The 17,335-nt window shown below is 67.0% G+C and carries 9 protein-coding genes and 1 pseudogene; 4 read left to right on the forward strand and 6 right to left on the reverse strand.

What is annotated here, in order from left to right; translation table 11 throughout:
• Positions 1 to 28 precede the first annotated feature (28 nt).
• The 6 genes and pseudogenes from VGK27_00295 to gluQRS all read right to left on the reverse strand — a co-directional run bounded on the left by VGK27_00295 (position 29) and on the right by gluQRS (position 13,407).
• Positions 29 to 484: pseudogene (locus tag VGK27_00295) on the reverse strand (DUF3047 domain-containing protein).
• A 185-nt stretch (positions 485 to 669) separates the two neighbouring features.
• Positions 670 to 9,945, reverse strand: coding sequence for a putative Ig domain-containing protein (locus tag VGK27_00300; GenBank protein ID HEY3488540.1), 9,276 nt, complete (start codon positions 9,943 to 9,945; stop codon positions 670 to 672).
• A 177-nt stretch (positions 9,946 to 10,122) separates the two neighbouring features.
• A complete protein-coding gene (locus tag VGK27_00305; protein HEY3488541.1) occupies positions 10,123 to 10,755 on the reverse strand; it encodes a tetratricopeptide repeat protein in 633 nt (210 codons plus the stop codon).
• Between the two features lie 21 nt (positions 10,756 to 10,776).
• A complete protein-coding gene (locus VGK27_00310; GenBank protein HEY3488542.1) occupies positions 10,777 to 11,718 on the reverse strand; it encodes a glycosyltransferase family 39 protein in 942 nt (313 codons plus the stop codon).
• 13 nt (positions 11,719 to 11,731) lie between these two features.
• The gene (locus VGK27_00315; GenBank protein HEY3488543.1) at positions 11,732 to 12,454 is read right to left on the reverse strand and encodes a polyphenol oxidase family protein; all 723 of its coding nucleotides are present in this window, start codon (positions 12,452 to 12,454) and stop codon (positions 11,732 to 11,734) included.
• Positions 12,451 to 13,407, reverse strand: a complete 957-nt coding sequence (gluQRS, locus tag VGK27_00320) for a tRNA glutamyl-Q(34) synthetase GluQRS (GenBank protein ID HEY3488544.1) — start codon at positions 13,405 to 13,407, stop codon at positions 12,451 to 12,453. Before gluQRS ends, VGK27_00315 begins: the two co-directional genes overlap by 4 nt.
• 269 nt (positions 13,408 to 13,676) lie before the next feature.
• On the opposite strand from gluQRS, the gene VGK27_00325 reads away from it, so the two are divergent.
• The 4 genes from VGK27_00325 to VGK27_00340 are packed head-to-tail and all read left to right on the forward strand — an operon-like array spanning position 13,677 to position 17,323.
• The gene (locus VGK27_00325) at positions 13,677 to 15,290 is read left to right on the forward strand and encodes a hypothetical protein (protein HEY3488545.1); all 1,614 of its coding nucleotides are present in this window, start codon (positions 13,677 to 13,679) and stop codon (positions 15,288 to 15,290) included.
• A gap of 8 nt (positions 15,291 to 15,298) precedes the next feature.
• Positions 15,299 to 16,288 carry a hypothetical protein gene (locus tag VGK27_00330; protein ID HEY3488546.1) on the forward strand — a complete coding sequence of 330 codons (990 nt, stop codon included), beginning with the start codon at positions 15,299 to 15,301 and terminating at the stop codon, positions 16,286 to 16,288.
• A gap of 10 nt (positions 16,289 to 16,298) precedes the next feature.
• A complete protein-coding gene (locus tag VGK27_00335) occupies positions 16,299 to 16,844 on the forward strand; it encodes a redoxin domain-containing protein (GenBank protein HEY3488547.1) in 546 nt (181 codons plus the stop codon).
• A gap of 29 nt (positions 16,845 to 16,873) precedes the next feature.
• Positions 16,874 to 17,323, forward strand: coding sequence for a nitrous oxide reductase accessory protein NosL (locus VGK27_00340; protein ID HEY3488548.1), 450 nt, complete (start codon positions 16,874 to 16,876; stop codon positions 17,321 to 17,323).
• Positions 17,324 to 17,335 lie beyond the last annotated feature (12 nt).

The raw sequence follows: 17,335 nt of genomic DNA on the forward strand, positions 1-17,335 counted from the left end.
TTGTTTTACGCGGGGGGATTCGCTGACCTCAGGTTATCTTGGACAGCAGTGACTTTCGGGCATTAATGCTGGGACATGTTTCAATGCCGAAGGCCTGGATATAGTCGGAGCGCAAGTCGCGCATCTCGTCGACCCACCGCCCTGCCCTCGCGTCGCCGCTCTCGACCGCGAACATCATTGCGTTGGAGGTGAATGCGTTGGGCCAGACGGCACCCGCCGGTTGCCGGCCTGCCCATACATAATTGATGGCGCGCGTTCGCCAGAACAGCTTCGACGGGAAGATGACGTAGACCCGGGCGGCATAGTCGTCGCCCCCCTTCGTCCGCTCGTCGCCGGGTGCGAGCGAGCGGGCGACCTTCCAAGACCAGGCGATGCGCGGGTAGCTCTTCGGGTCGAACGAGATAGGGAAATAGAGGCCGGAGGCGGCGCCCCGGCTCTCGGTCTTGAGCGCCGGGCGCCCGTCTTCCCGCACCGATGTGTAGCGGGTGCTCCCCTTGAAAACCTATTCGGTCCAGCCGGGCCGCAACCCCGCCGCGAAATCGTCGACGAGGAGCGGACCGGCAAAAGAACCGTGGACAGGCGTGAACGAGATCAGCTTCGCGAGGATCGCAATGGCGGGCACGCGAGCGCCGCAGCGGGCGCGGCCGATGTTGCCGTCCGCGCCGATGGCTATTTCAGCGTGAAGGACATCGTCTTCAGCGCCTCCACCGGCGACGTCGAACCGGCGCTGCGGGCATCCGCCTCGACCGTGTAGGTCCCGGCGGAAAGCGATGACGTCGTCCACGAATACGTGTTCGTCGTGGAATAGCTCCGGGTCGCCACGACCGTGCCCTTGCTGTTCTTGATCGTGAACTGGTACTGGTACGGCGACACCCCTCCCGTCGCAGTCGCGGTGAAGGTGATCTTCGTGCCCTTGTTCTGCGGACTGGACGGGGACGCCGTGAGCGTCACCGAACTCACCGGCACGACCAGCACGTACGACATCGTGCCCACCGCCTCGTTATCCAGAGCGGACCCGTTGCTCCTTGCGCTGACCTCCGCCGTGTACGTTCCGGAGGAGAGGCCGGAAGTGGCCCACGGATACGTGTTGGCGCTCCCGTAAGCCTGGGTGGAGAGCACCGTGCCCCCGCTGTTCTTGATACGGAACCGGTACTGGATCGGCCCGGTCCCGCCGATGGCGGTGGCGGTATAAGTGACCAGGGTTCCCGGCGCCTGCGAGCCGGCCGGGCTGGCGGCCAGCGAAACCGAGCTCACCTTCCCGGTCAGCGTATACGGGGCGGTCGCGACCGCCTCGTTGTCGAGGGCGGAACCGTTGCTCCTCGCGCACACTTCGGCCGTATAGCTTCCAGCCGCCAGGGAGGACGTGCTCCAGGCGAACGTGGCGGAAGTGCCGTAGTTGGCGGAGGATACGATCGTCCCCCCGCTGTTGCGGATGCGGAACCGGTACTGGTACGGGGAAGTGCCGCCCGTCGCGGCCCCGGTGAACGTCACCGTCGTCCCGACGATCTGCGGAGAGGCCGGAGACGCCGACAGCGAGACCGAACTCACCCCGGCGTTGAGCGTGTACGGGAGCGTCCTGACCGCCTCGTTGTCGGCCAGGGAACCTCTGCTTCGCGCGCATACCTCGGCCGTGTAGATCCCGGCAGGCAGGCCGGTCGTGGCCCACGCGTACGTGGCGGTGGAACCGTAGCTTCCGTTCGCCACGACCGTTCCCCCGCTGTTCCGGATGCGGAACCGGTACTGGTACGGCGAAGTGCCCCCCGCGGCGGCCCCGGTGAACGTCACCGTCGCGCCCGCGATCTGCGGACTGGACGGAGAGGCCGTCAGCGTCACGGAACTCACCGCAGCCTTGATCGTGTAGGACATCGTCCGGACCGCCTCGTTGTCGAGCGCGGAACCGTTGCTCCTCGCGCACACTTCGGCCGTGTACGTTCCGGCCGCGACGCCGGTCGTGGTCCACGCGAACGTGTTCGCCGACCCGTATGCCTGGGTGGCGATCAGTGTGCCGCCGCTGTTCTTCACCTTGAAACGGTACTGACAGGGCGTGACGCCCCCGGAGGCTGTCCCGGTGAAGGTGACGATCGTCCCCGCATACTGGGAGCTGGCCGGAGTTGCCGTGATCGTCACTCCGGTCACCGGCGCCGCCAGCGCATAGGAGAGCGTCTGCACGGCTTCGTTGTCCAGGATTGATCCATTGCTTTTCGCGCAGACCTCGGCCGTGTACGGACCCGACGGCTGGCCGGTGGTGCTCCAGGCGAAGGTGGCGGTCGCGGAGTAGCTGCGGGTCGCGACGACCGTGCCGGCGCCATTGGTCACCTTGAATCGGTACTGATACGGCGAGATCCCCCCGGAAGCCGCCGCTGTGAACGTCACCGTCGCCCCGGGCGCCCCCGAACCGACAGGAGACGCCGACAGCGAAAGCGCCCCGACGGACGCATTCAGAGCGTACGAGGCGGTTTTCACGGCCTCGTTGTCCTGGACGGAACCGTTGCTGCGCGCGGACACTTCTGCCGTGTACGTTCCCGCCGGAAGCCCCGTCGTGGCCCAGACGAAGGTATCGCCGCCGGGGTAGTCCGCAAAAGCGACCTGCGCGCCTGTGCTGTTTCTTACGCGGAAGCGGTATTGATACGGCGCCACGCCGCCGATCGCGACGGCGGTGAACGTCACCGGAGTGCCGGCGACCTGCGGACCGGCCGGAGACGCCGAGATCGTTACACCCGTGACCGGCGGCGGTGCCATCTGGTAGCCCGTCGTGATGCTCGCCTCGTTGTCCAGGACGGACCCGTTGCTGCGGGCGCGGACTTCGACGGTATAGCCGCCGACCTGCATCCCGTTGGTCCAGACATAGCTGTTCGAGGCGGAGTAGCTGGTTGAAACATAGATGATGCCTGTGCTGTCCCGGATGATGAAACGGTACTGGTACGGGGAGATTCCGCCGGAGGCGGTAGCCGTGAAGGTGACGGACGTTCCCGCCTGCTGCGGGCTCGGAACGGACGGCGACAGCACGATGCCCGAGATCGGCGCCTGCAGCGTGTACGTCGTCGTGTTCGTCACCCCGTTGTCGAGGCTGGACATGCCGCTCTTGGCACGCACCTCTGCCGTATAGGTGCCGGCGGGCATGCCCGTCGAGTTCCAGACGAAGGATGCTGCGGTTCCGAACGGCTGGACCGCAACCACGGTGCCGGCACCGTCCCGGACCGCGAAGCCGTAATCGAGCGGCGCCGCACCGCCGGTGGCGACCGCCGAGAAGGTGACGGCCGTTCCCGACACGTGAGTGCCTGCCGGAGCAGCCGACAGCGTGACCGAGGTCACGGGAACGCCGGCGCCTCCGACCGAGCCGATCCGGGTCGGGAGCGTCCGGTTGATCTTCGTTCCGTCGCCCAGTTCCCCGAATGCGTTGAATCCCCAGGAATAGAGGGAGCCGTCCCGCTTGACGCCGAGAGAGAACCAGTTCCCGGCGGAAATGTACGCCCAGTCGGTATCCGTGCCGATCTTCGTGAGCGCGGTCTTGTAGAAAAAGGTTCCGTCGCCCAGCTCGCCGTCGCCGTTGAAGCCCCAGGCCCAAAGGGAGCCGTCTTTCTTGAGCGCCAGCGTGTGAACGTAGCCGGGCGAAATGGAAAGCCAGTCGTTATCGGTACCGATCCGGGTTGGGGTTGGGTAGCTGGGCGTCGTCGCACCGGTTCCAAGGTCACCGTATCCGTTCGAGCCCCAGGCCCAGAGCGTCCCGTTAGCCCGGATGCCGAACGTGTGGCTCTCGATCGCAGTGATGGTCACCCAGTCTGAATCCGTGCCGATCCGGACCGGGGAGGTCCGAAGCGTCTGCGTCCCGTCGCCCAATTGCCCGACGACGTTGTATCCCCAGCCCCACAGGGAGCCGTCCGTCTTGATCGCCAGCGTATGCGATTCCCCGGTCGCGACGGCGGCCCAGTCTGAATCCGTCCCGACCCGGACCGGGAGGGGATGGTCCGCTCGTGACCCGTCGCCCAGCTGGCCGTTCGCGTTCGCACCCCAGCTCCAGAGGGTGCCGTCCTTCCGCACTGCGACGGAGTGGGCGTAGCCCGCGGCGACGGAAGCCCAGACCGGCTCTGCGCTCACGAGGACGGGCGCGTTCCGGTTGGTGAGCGTCCCGTCTCCCAGCTGGCCGTTGGCGTTCTTGCCCCACGCCCAGAGGGTGCCGTCATTCCGGATCGCCAGCGTGTGCTGCATGCCGGCCTCCACGATCGACCAGTCGAAGTCGGGACCGATCCGTTCCGGCACGAGCTGATCCAAGGTGGTCCCGTCGCCGAGCGTGCCGACCCCGTTGTATCCCCATCCCCACAGGGAGCCGTCCTGCTGGATGGCGAACGAGAAGTCGTACCCTCCGGATACCGGCGTCCGGAGCGGGCAGGACAACGTCGTTGACGATTCGTTGTCGAGCGCGCTGCCGGCGCTGCGCACGCTGACCTCAACGGTGAAGTTCCCCGGGACCAGCCCCGCGCTGTCCCACGTGTAAGCGTTGTCCGTCCCGTAGCTTCGGGACGCCACTTCCACGCCGGATCCGTTCCGGATGCGGAAGCGATACTCGAGCGGCGCAATCCCTCCCGTGCCCGACGCCGCAAAGTCGATCCTCGCGCCCGCCATGGTCGGGCCGGCCGGATTCGCGGAGACGGAGAGCGTCACGGGCGGCGGAGGCGCGATGGTCAGCGAGAGCGCCCGCTGGTGGGTCGCGGAACGAGCGTCGGTCACCTTGACGGTGATCGCGAAACCGCCCGCCTGGAGCGGCACGCCGGAAAGGATGCCGGACACGGGGTCGAGCGAAATGCCGGCCGGGAGGCTGCCGGAGGCAAGCGACCAGGCGTACGGCGCCCCCCCCCCGGTCGCGGCCAGCGTCGCTGTATACGACTGTCCGGCCGCGCCGTCGGGAAGCGATGTCGTGGATACGACGACGTGGGAGCTGTAGGACAACGTGAAATATTGCGTCTGCGCCCCGCTCCGGGTCGAGGAGCCGGCCACCGTGATGGCGCCGTTCGCCATCGCCCGGATCGCCCGGCCGAATTCGTTCCGTCCCGACCCGGCGTCGAACGCCGCGCTCCAGAGCCGGTTGCCGGCCGCGTCGTAGGCAGCCGTCACCATGTCCTGGGTGTCGTACTGCGCATACCCGGTGACGAAGACGTTTCCGGCGGCGTCCGTCGCAATGGCGCCGGGGGGGCCGGGCGCCTGGAAGTTGTCGGCCCACAGCAGCGTGCCCGCGGAGTCATATTTTACGGTGGTAAAAGCAAATGCGGTACCCGGGTAGCCCGAAACGATGACGTTCCCGGCGGCGTCTGCCGCGATGACTGCGGGGATGACGGCCCCCCCCCCGTATTTGTAGTTCTGCAGCCAGCTCTGGCCGCCCGAAGGATCGTACTTGACCGTGGTCAAGCTGCGGCTGGCCGACTGGTAGGAGGCCGAATACAGGTTGCCGAAAGCGTCGAAGGAAACATAAGGGGAGTTGCCTCCGCCCCCGCCACCGTTGTACTTCAGGACCCCGAGGGAATTGCCTGAAGCGTCATACCGGACCGTCAGGACGTCGGTGCCCGACCCGTTCCAGTTCGTCCCGGTGGTGGCGACGACGCCTCCGGGACCGGCGGCCACGGAGCTCACCGAGCCGTTCAGCGCAACAGAATAGCGGGACCAAATCAGGTTCCCGTCGGCATCGAACTTGGCGGTCGTGATTCCGTTGCCCGGCTGCTGGGACATCCCGCCGACGATGATGGCGCCGCTTTCGTCGAGAGTGATCGCCGAGCTGGAAAAGTAGTTGCCGATACTGAGCGTTTTCTGCCAGAGCAGGTTGCCGGCCGGATCGTACTTGACCAGCCCGAAAGCCGTGTAGCTATCGTCGTATGCCCCGGTCACGTATAGGTTTCCCGCGGCGTCCAGCACCATGCCGCGCGGATTCTTGATGACAGAGTCCGGGGTTTCGATCACTGGTCCCTGGTCTGCGGTGACCGGAACGATCGAAAGGGAGAAAGCCGTCGTCGCGACGTTGCCCAACGAATCGGTGACCTGGACCGTGAAGCTGGAGGATCCGGTCGCCTCGGGGAGGCCCGATACGACGCCGTTGGCGAAGGTCAGCCCGGCCGGGAGCGTTCCGGACGCCAGCGTCCAGCCGTAGGGCGGCAACCCTCCCGACGGGGAAATCGTCGTGTTGTACGACCCGCCGGGCATGCCGGCGGGAAGAACGGGGGGGGAGGAGATCCGGAGGATGTCGTAGACCGTGACCGAACCCGGAAGCGGCGCCGTGAACCCGTTCGCATCGGTCGCCTGGAGGGTGAACATGTACTGGCCGGAAGCGGCCGCCGCGCCGTTGACGTATCCAGTGGCGCCGTTGGAATTCAAGATGATCCCCGGGGGAAGCGCGCCGGTGGAGAGCGACCAGGCGTAGGGGGGCGTCCCGCCGCTCGCGAGCGCCTCGGCCGCGAAGGGCGAGTTGACCATCGTCCAGGTGGGCAATGGCAGCGTCTGCGCGATCGTGAGCCGCTCGGTGACGTTCAACGTGTAGCTGCGGCTCCCCGTCAGGGAACCGGAATCGCGGATTCCCACCGTGAAGGAGGAGGTGCCGGCCGTGGCCGGCGTTCCCGAAATCTCTCCCGTGGCCGGGTTGAGGGAAAGGCCTGCGGGAAGGACGCCGTCCGTGATGGACCATGCGAAGGGGCCCGACCCGCCCCGATTCACCAGGGGAATGCGGTACGGAACGCCCGCCATCGCCGGCGGGACGGTGTAAGGCAGGACGTCCAGCGGGTTATAGACGGAGAGCGAAATTGCCGGCCGGTATGCCATCCAGCCGGTGTTGTCGGTCACCATGGGGGTGAAAGAGTAAACGCCCGTAGCGGACGGAACTCCCGTGATCGCCCCCGTGGAGGCGTTCAAGGCGAGGCCCGGGGGGAGGGCGCCGTCGATGACGGACCATGTCTGCGGGAGCGTCCCGCCAGTGGCCGTCAACTGCTGCCGGTAGGGAAGCGTCGCGAATCCGTCGACAGGAACGACGTTGTCGACGGAAACGTGGAGCAGGAACCCGGTCGACAGCAGGTCGTATCCGTTGACGGTCTCGCCGGTCGCGTAGATCCGGTTTCCGAGCGTGGCGATCGGGTGCACGCTTCCCACCGCGCCGTCGCCGAATTTTCCCTGCCAGATCCGGTTGCCGTCGGCATCGTACTCGGTCAGGGGATACAGGCCGGACGTGTAGTTCGGAGCGGGACCGATCCTGTCGCCGGAAATGATCACTCCTCCGCCGGGTGCGGCCGCGACCGTGGCGTAGGTATCCGAGTTCGAAGTCTGCGTCCAGGCCGCATTTCCATTGGCATCGAACTTGACGGTCTCAAGCCACCCGTTGCCGGCCGACGTCTGGTAGCCGGTGACGTAGAGATTTCCGGCGGCATCCACCGTCAGGCCGGAGGGACCCGTGCCCGCACCGGCGGTGCTTCCCGATCCAAGAAGCGCCTGCCATACGAGATTGCCGGCGCCGTCGTACTTGAAAACCAGGTATCGGCCTTCCAGACTGGGGCTGACGAGATAGACGTGGCCGCTCGCGGTAGCGACGACACGGACGCCGGTCTCGACTCCCGTGCCCGTGTAAGTGCGTCGCCACAACTCGCGGCCGGTGGCGTCGAACTTGAACAGCAGCAGATCCTGTCCCGCCGCCGTCTGTCCGTGGCCGGTGGCGTAAACGTTTCCCGAGCCGTCCACCGCGACGGAACGGAAAACATCGTTGCCGCCCTGATAATCGACCGGAATGGCGTTCCAGACGAGCGCACCGTTGTCGGGGGAATATTTCGAGAGCCGGAGGTCGCTGTTTCCCGCGACGTTGGCGACGGAGCCTGCCACGTAGACGGATCCTGCCCCGTCGACGGCCACCGCGTTGGCCGGATCGGCCATGGAAACCGCCCAGCCGGGAGCTCCGGAAGGGCCGGTCTTGATCAGGCGGAAGTCCTGGGCGTAGACATACGGGTTGCCATTATCGTCTTTGGTGATGTGGTTGGCGAAACCCGCCGCATAGCTGTTCCCGGACGCATCGACGGCGATGTCGGTGGCGCCGATGGCGACATCGGGCGCCACACCCGGCGTCAACTCGGAATAGGAACGAGCCCATTCCCGGACGTAGGACCGGTCCGCCACCAACAGGCTGACGTTTTTCGACGTCTTCGAGCTTTCGCCGTCGACGACCTGAACCGTGACGGTGTACGTTCCGGCTACGGTCGGGAACCCGGTGACGAGCCCCGTCTGGCCGTCAAGCGAAAGGCCGGGGGGAAGCGCACCGCCGACGATCGACCAGGCGTAGGGACCGGGGCCGTTTACGGCTGCAAGCTGGTCCGCATAGGACTGGTGCAGGGATGCGGGCGAAAGCCCCGACGTGGCGATAGCCAATGCGGGATAGCGGGCCACCCCGGAGCCGGCCGGCGAAGAGAAATAGAATCTTCCGGGCGGGGCCGTCATGTTGTTGTCCCAAGTGGCGGCGAAGACCCCGCCGCCGACGTCGGTCAGTTCGAACGTGGAACCCTCGGGCGTCGTGACAGTGACCGGCCCGGCGGGTTCGCCGCAGTTCACGCTGATGACGGACAATGTGTAGGAAATGATATAACTACCGCTGCCCCATCTGAAGGGAGCGCTCTTGACTGCGAAGTAGCGCCGGTCGTTGCAGGTAAGCGAGCCGAGGGCGTTGATGCGCAGCCCGTCCCTGAGTTTGTCGGTCAGCGCCGGAACGGAGTCGGCGCCCGCCAGGATGAGGTTGCGAATCCGGTAGCCGTCCCGGGATGAGTCCTGGGCCTTCAGCAAGGCGGCCAGCCCGGCGACGTGGGGGGCTGCCATCGAAGTACCCGAATCGTAACCGTAGCTCCCGCCAGGCAGAGTACTGAGGATATCTTCGCCTGGAGCAGCCACCTGGGTGTTGTAGGCACCCGTTTTCCCGCCGGACCAATAGTCGGAATAGACGAAGATCGTGTCGGTGGCATTGGTCGCAGGTACCCCGATGATGTTCGGGAGGTCGAATGCGGCCGGGTATTGCGCCCAGCGGCTGGAATAATAGTTGTTGCCGGCGCCCGCGATGAAGAGGGTGTCCCCAAGCTGCGTGATCGCGAACAGGAGGGCAGAATCGTTGCTGTCCCCGCCCCAGCTCGCGTTGACCGCGACGATGTTCACCCCGGCAGCCTTCATGTTCGTGACGTAATTGACGCAATTGATGGCCCTGGCGGACGTCCCGTTCCCCGCGCTGTCGAGAAACTTGACAGGCAGGATCTTGACGTTCCACGCGACGCCGGCGACGCCTTTGCCGTTGTTCCCGGCCGCCCCGATGATCCCGGCCACGTGGGTGCCGTGGCCGTAGTCGTCCATCGGATTTCCGCTGTCGTACATGTTGACGGAGTTGTATCCGACGACACTGCCGTCGGGATTCCGCAGGATGTTGGCCGCCAGGTCCGGATGGTTGTAGTCGACGCCCGAATCGATGACCGCGATTACAACGTTGTCGGAGCCCGTCGAGTAGTCCCATGCCTCGGGAGCGTGAATCGTGGACATTCCCCACTGCTGGTAGATGTAGGTGTCGTTGGGAATGGCGTTGGCCTTGTATATGTAGTTCGGCTGGGCGGATTCGACGGAGGGATCCGCCTCGTACGCTCGGATCGCGTCGTCGACCGTCTGTCCCTTTCGGCTTCTCACATGGTGAAGGCGTTGGGACGGAAATTCCTGGAGAAGCGTGGCCCCTTGCCGCGCGTGCAGTTTCCTGCGGTGATCGTCGGAGGCATCCGCCCTGAATTTCACCAACAGTTCCCCATCCACATATGCGGGAACCGGTTTCCCGGCGATGTTGTCTCCCGCCGGAGCGCCCTGGGCGTGGGCACGGCCCCCGGCTCCGATGCAGAAGAGCGCAGAAAGAAGGATGGCGATCAGCGTGATCGGAAATGCGGAGCGGCGGCTTGTTCCCACAGTTCTCATGACTTCCCCTGGAAAGGTTGATGAGTGTTCTACGGCTGTGAGGCATACGGCGATGCGGCTGGGAAACGGCGAACGGCATACGGCGGGAGCCGACGCAGGGTGGAACAGGTGGATCGGTTATTGAAAGAAGACTAAGGACTACCAGAAGCGTTCGGAGGGGTCAACTGTAAATGTTATTCAGCGGAAATCAGCGGGACGGAGCGATCCTGGCCTGCGCCGCCCGGCTCGAAGGGTTGATCTCGAGCGCCCTCCGGAACTGCTGCCGGGCGAGGTCCGCCTTCCCTGCGACTCGTAGATCAGCCCCAGCCCGACATGCCCCCGCTCGGCATCGGGATCGATGTCGACCAGCCGGCTGACGACGGCCTCCGCCTCCCCGGGCCTCCCCGCGTCCATGAGGGCTCCCCCGAGAAGCCACAGCGTCTCCGGGTCGTACGGCTTGTAGCGGTCCGATTCCCGCAGGTCCTCGATCGCCCCGTCCAGGTTTCCCCCCTGGATCCGCCCGGCGCCCCGCTCGCGATACGCAAAGCCGAGGCCCTGGTTGAGCCGGGCGGGAGACCCAGTCGCATCGGCCGAATGGCGGAACAGGGTGAGGCTGTCCCGCCAGACGCCGGCCTGCCCCCACGTGGTTGCGGACAGGAACACGACCCAGGCGCCGGCCACGTCCGAAAACACATGCCGATGCTTCGGGAGCCGGCGCATCAGATCCGCCGCGCCCCACGCCGCCAGCACGAACAGCCCGACGTGCGGGACATAGGTGTACCGGTCGGCGATCGACTGTACCCCGAACTGCACGATCCCGATGACGGGCACCAGCGTCCCGAGGAACCAGAGCTAGCCGAACGCGAGGTACGGGAAGCGGTGCCGCGCGCGCAGGACCGCGAAGGTCAGGACCGACAGGAGTCCGAGCGACGCGGCGAATTCCCACGCGGGGATGGACGCCGGATAAGGGTAAAGGATGGACATGGTGCCCGGGTAGAGCGTCTTCCCGAGATAGCGGGCATAGGCGACGACGGCGTTGGCGAGCCGCATGCCGGCGGGAAACACCAGCGCGGCGTAGGTTCTGGGGTGCGCCTGGGCGAGGTATTTCATGACGCAGGAACCCGCCGAGAGCGCGAAGGACGGGATCTTCTCGAGGAAGACGCGAGGCGTCAAGGGCCGTCCGAGCGGCCAGGCGTCCGCCAGCAGCAGGAGGAAGGGAAGCGTGACCAACATCGGCTTGACAAGGAGCCCCAGGGCGAGGAACCCCAGCGCGAGCAGGTACCTCCCCGCGCCGGGCCGCTCGGTGTATCGGGCGTACGCGCCCAGCGTCGCGAGAAGGAAGAAGGTGCTGAGGACGTCCTTCCGCTCGGAAACCCAGGCGACCGACTCGACGTGCAGCGGGTGGAGGGCGAAGAGCACCGAAGCGGCCGCGCTTTCCCGGTCCCGCCCCGTCATCTTGCGGAAAACGAGGAAGACCAGTACCACGTTCGCGATGTGGAACAACAGGTTGACCGCATGGTGCATCGACGGGTCGAGCCCGAAAAGGCGGACATCGAGCATGTGGGACAGCCAGGTCAGCGGATGCCAGTTGGAAGCGTCGAACCCGGTGAACGCCCAGCGGAGGGAATCGGCGGTGATCCCTCCCAGGACGTGGGCGTTCCGGGTCAGGTACTCGGGATCGTCGAACAGGATGAACCCGTTCCCGAGAACGGGAGAATAAGCCGCTGCGGTCACGGCGGCCAGGGCCAGCGCGATCAGCCAGAGAGCGCGTTCTTTGGCGAAAACGGGGTTCATGCGACCTCCGCGGTCAGGGAATGAACAGGAACGAGAGCTGGCGCAGCGACACGGAGCGCTCGCGGCGGTACGAGTTGAAGCGGGCGTCGCAGATCGTGCAGACGCCGGGCGCATCGCAACGCCCCTCGGCGATGCCCGCCGCCCGGAGTTGCGCCACCGCCGCGGGCAGAAGGTCGGCCATCCACTTGCCCGGCGCTCTGCCGGGACGCAACGCCCCGGCGACGCCGGGAAGCGGCGCCAGCGCGTCGGCCACATCGGCGCCGACCTCGTAGCAGCACCCGCGGGCGCACGGGCCGACGGCGGCGACCAGGCCGTCGACGACCCCCGCGCCGAACCGCCCGGCGAGCGCCGCGACCGTCGCCGGGATGACGCCCTCGGCCAGCCCGCGCCAGCCGGCGTGCACAGCGGCGGCCAGCGGGAGTTCCCGGTGCGCGATCAGCACGGGGACGCAATCGGCGGTCCGCACCCCGACGCCGCGACCGGGTCGACCGGTCCAGAGCCCGTCGCCATCCCGGGCGCCTCCGTCGGGGTTGCCCCCGTCGGCGTCCTCCATCTCGAGGACGAGGCCGGAGTGGATCTGCACCAGCGTGCCCATCGCATCCGGCGGGACCCCGAACGCCTCGCGCAGCCGGGTGCGCCCGTCGCGCCCCGGCACGGGATCGACGCCGCAGAAGGCATGATAAGTCCCGGTCTCCCCGAGGAGCAGCGGCGACTGGATGAAATTCGGCAATCTCATGAAGGGAACGGACCTCCGGTGATTGGGATGCGGGCGGGGTCGAACGCGGCCGACGCCGCGGCCAGCAGCTCCGGGGCGGGAAGTGCCGCCGCGTCCTGGGGCACCCGCTGCCCCAGGAAGACGAGTGCGGATGCGAGCAGCCGGCCGCCGTCGCGCGCGAGGTCTCGGCCCGCCGCCAGGGAGACCGCGCTGTCCCGCTTGGACAGCTTGCCCCCGCCGGCCGTGCCGACCAGAGGCAAGTGAGCGTATTCGGGAACGGGAAACCCGAGCAATCGCTGAAGGCGGATCTGGCGCGCCGTCGAGGTGAGGAGGTCGGCCCCACGGACCACCTGGGTCACCCCCTGCCAGGCGTCGTCGACCACGACCGCGAGCTGGTATGCGAACAACCCGTCGGCCCGCCTCACCACGAAATCGCCGCACGTCGATGCGAGGTCGGACGACTGTCCCCCGAGAACGCGGTCGCGGAAAGAAACCGTCTCCTCTCCGGCGAGGACCCGCCAGGCGCGCGCCGCCTTCCCCGGCGGCAACCCGTAGCGGCACGTGCCGGGATAGGCAACCTCATCCTCCCCGGAATGCGGCGCCGTCGCCGCCCGGGAAACCTCCGCGCGCGAGCAGCCGCAGGGGTACGCGGCACCCGCCGCCTTCAACCGGTCCAGCGCGGCGCTGTAGGCTTCCGTCCGGCTGCTCTGGAAAACGACGCCGCCGTCCCACGCGAAGCCGAGCGTCTCGAGCGTCCGGAGGATGTCGTCGGCGCAACCGGGCACGACCCGCGGGGCGTCCAGGTCCTCCATCCGCACGAGCCAGCGGCCGCCGGCGCTTCGCGCGAACAGCCAGCTCCCGAGCGCGGCCACGAGGGATCCGAAGTGGAGCGGCCCGGTCGGCGAGGGGGCGAACCGTCCGACGGGCGGAGAGATGCGCCCCTCCGCCGTGACCGACCCTGCCTGTCCGCCCATGTTTCCTCCGGAAAACCTGCCGTTCGGGAGATTATTCTCCATTTTCACCCATCGCATGGAACAAATGAGAGCCCGGCTTCGCAATTCCTCTACTCGACGCCGGCCGACTGCCCGATGCCTGCGCTGCAACTTTCCGTAAACCAATGGCTTTTAGCTTTGACGATCCGCGGGTACGAGTCCTGCTTGCTCGCTTTAACGAAGCGCGTGATCCCATCGCCGCAGGCACGATCCCGGAAAGTCCGGGCAAATCAAAACTTATGGAGACCGACATGAGCCCTTTCCCCCCCGGAAAATACGCCGTCGTCCTGGCCGTTGCCTGCCTCTTCGCCCTTCTTGCCGCTTGTGGCGGCGGAGGTTCCGACAGCGCTTCCACGACCACCACGATCACCGGATCGGTCTTCGCGGCCCCGATGAACGGCGCGTCGGTCAGCGTCCGGAACGCGGCAGGGAATATCGTAGCAGGCCCCGTGGCGACGGCGCCCGACGGCAGCTACAGCATCCCGATCCCGAACGGCGCCCTGGCCGGCGCCCTCCGGTTCGAAAGCAGCGGCGGCACGTTTACGGACGAGGCGACCGGCACGGCGTCGACCCCAGGCGGGCCGCTTTCGGCGTATGCCGAGGCCGGCACGCTCCGGACCGGTTCCGCGATCCACCTGACGCCGATCTCCACCATCGTCCACGACCTGCGATTGGCCAATCGAACCTCGGCGCAGGCCCGCGACAACTGCGTCGCAGCGTTCGGCTTCACCGACAACGCGAGCGTGGGACCCCGAAACGACAACGCGGTCATGGGAATGGGCGTGGACAACGTCGCCCGGCGACTGGCGGGGCTTCGCGCCGTCGCGTTCAGCCAGATGGCCAGGGATCTCGGCGTCTCCCCCGACAACCAGTTCAAGCTGATCGCCGCCCTGGGCTCGGACCTGCGCGACGGCGTCCTCGACGGGCGCTTCGGCGTCGACAACGTCGACATCTATCCCGGGAAGCCGTTGCCGGAAGACATCCAGAACCGGTTCGCCAACGCGCTGGCGACGTGCTTCCTCGATCCCGCCGTCAACAAGACCGGTCTCACGGCAACCCAGATCGGCGCGCCTCCCATGGCGACGGTTGCCCTGACACCCACCTGGCGGGTCGAGTATCTCCCCGGATCGGCCGCTCCCGCGCAGGGCCGCACCGACTTCGGGATCAAGGTCAACCGGCGCAGCGACGGGGTCGCGATGCCGGGACGGACGCTCCGGATCGTTCCCTGGATGTACATGGCCACAAAGGACCACTCGTCGCCGATCGACAACGCGATCGGCGACAACACCGACGGCACCTATACCTGCACCGTCTACTACGTCATGGGCTCGGCCGGCATGGGGTTCTGGGAGCTGCGGGTCGTCGTCGACGGCGAAACCGCCACCTTCCATCCCTTCGTAAACAACCCGGGCGCCGACACGGCGCGCGCGACGCTGAAGGGAACGGACAACGCGGCCAGCGTGCCCGTCGCGCAGCGCAACTACTTCCTCTTCAAGGACGGCCCGATGACCGGCGCCACGGGCGCCCATACTTTCAAGGTCTACCTGGCGGCGAACGACAACCAGTCGACCTTCCCGCAGCTCCAGGTCGGGACCGTGCTCCATACGCCGGCCGGCGCGCCCTTCACGGTCGACGCCATCCTGGTCGACGCCTCCACGGACAACACGTTCAACTCGAGCGTCGTCACCGGAACGCCCGTCGCAGGAACGGCCCATTGGTCGTTCCCCGGCCTTTCGGGGCTCATCAGCGGCCAGACGGGAAACGTCTACGTCCGGCTGACGGTGAACGGCGAGCGGAAGACGACCAGCGGCGCCCCCGACAACGGGACCAACGGATTCGCCACGTTCACGATCCTGGCGCCTTGACGAGCGGCATGGTTCGCTCGATCCGGCCCCTTCCGCTCCTGTGCCTGGCGGCCCTCCTCTGGGGGGCCGCCGGCCTGCATCCCACCCCGGCCAACGCCGGCTCCTGCTGCGGCGGCGGCAGCGGCGCGGCGCTGATCCTGCCGAAAGGCAACAAGGCCCTGCTCGACCTGGGGCTCGAGATGGAGAAATACGACGGCTTCTGGAACCAGGCCGGCCGGCACATCCAGGATCCGCCCGGTTCCGACCTGCGGCAGTACCGGCTGACGCTGGGCGCCGCGCAACGGCTCTCCTCGCGCTGGCAGGCGAGCGTGTCCCTCCCTTATGTCTGGAACCGGAACCGCTACTCCGGCAGCGTCACCAGCTCCGACGGCCTGGGCGACTCGACGCTGTCGGTCTGGTACGAGGCGCTCGACGACGTCTCGACCTGGAAACTTTCATCCGCGAAGGACCTCATCCCGTCGGTCGTGATCGGGCCGTCCCTCCTGATCCCCACCGGCATCTCCCCGTACGACGACAAGGAGAGCAGCTTCGACGTCACCGGGCGCGGATTCTACCGGCTCGACGGCAATCTGCAGGTCGACAAGACGCTTCGCCCTTTCACGGCCTCGCTCGCGCTGGGCTACGGGCGCTATTTCGAGCGCCCCGTCGACAAGGAGTACGGCCGCTTCGTCGAGCCCTACCACAAGCGTCTCGGCAACCGCTTCTCGGTTTCCGGCTCGCTCGGCTACATCGCCGTCCTGGGGACGGGGGGCGACACGCTGACGGGCACGGCCACCCTGGCCTACGTGGAGGAAGACAACGGAAAGCGGAACGGCGAGACCGACCCGACGACCGCCTTCAAGAAAACCTCGGTCGGCGGCGCGCTCCTCTACGCGAGCACCGATCACGACTGGAGCGTCAAGGCGTCCTGGAACCACGCGATCCAGGCCGAAGGGTGGGGAGAAAACTTCCCGACCACCGACATCTACAGCATGGGAGTCCGCTATGGGTTCCGTTAAGAAGGGGCGAATGCGCCGGGTCATGACCCTGCTCCCGATCCTCGCGCTGGCGGCCGGATGCAACGGCGTGGGGGAAGACCTGTCGCCCTCCGCCACCGACCGGCGCCCGCCCGTCGTATCCGGCACGACCGGTCCCGCAGTCGGGCAGAACGCCCCCGACTTCACGCTCCCGGGCACGCTCGGGGAAAGCGTCACCCTCTCCGCGAGCCTCGCGGGGCGAAGGGCGATCGTCCTCTACTTCACGATGTGGTGCCCGATCTGCGACGCCCACATGAGCCACATGCGAAGCGCCGTCATTCCCGCCTATCCCGACGTGGCGTTCCTCGTGATCGACTACGTGTCGGGCAGCGTCGCCGACGCCCTCCGGTCCGAGACCGAAAACGGCTATCTCGGGTCGGGATTCACGGTGCTCGTCGATACCGGCAACCCGGTGCTTCACGCCTACGCCGCGACGATGGGCACGACCGTGGTCGTCGACAACACGGGCGTCATCCGGATGAACGAGGACTACGGGAACGGCACCCGGTTGCTCTCCGTGCTCGGGGGGCTGCCATGAACGGAACCAGGATACGGGAGGTCATCGCCATGAACATACCGAGGGGACGCATCGGCATCGCCGTCGTTCTGCTCCTGATATCCGCAGCCGCCTTCGCTCAGGACGACATCTCCCGTCACCGGTTTTGCGCCGAATGCGGGATGGACCGGAAGGCCTACGGCTTCAGCCGGATGCTGATCGTCTACGAGGACGGCGCCGAAGTCGGCGCCTGCAGCCTGCATTGCGCCGCGGCCGCCCTCGACAAGGGGGCGGGCAGGACGGTGAAGTCGATCCTCGCGGCCGACCGCGACCGCACGGCACTGGTCGATGCGGAAAAGGCGACTTGGGTCATAGGGGGGAAGAAGCGGGGCGTGATGACCGCGGTGCCGAAGTGGGCCTTCGCCGCGCCCGAAGCGGCGGAGGCATTCGTCAATGCCCACGGGGGAAAGATCGCCTCCTGGGCCGAGGCGCTGGAGGCGGCGCGGAAAGAACCGCGCTAGCGACGCACAGGG

This window comes from Candidatus Deferrimicrobiaceae bacterium (genome assembly GCA_036504035.1).
In the GTDB taxonomy this organism is placed as follows: Bacteria; Desulfobacterota; Deferrimicrobia; order Deferrimicrobiales; family Deferrimicrobiaceae; genus JANXPS01.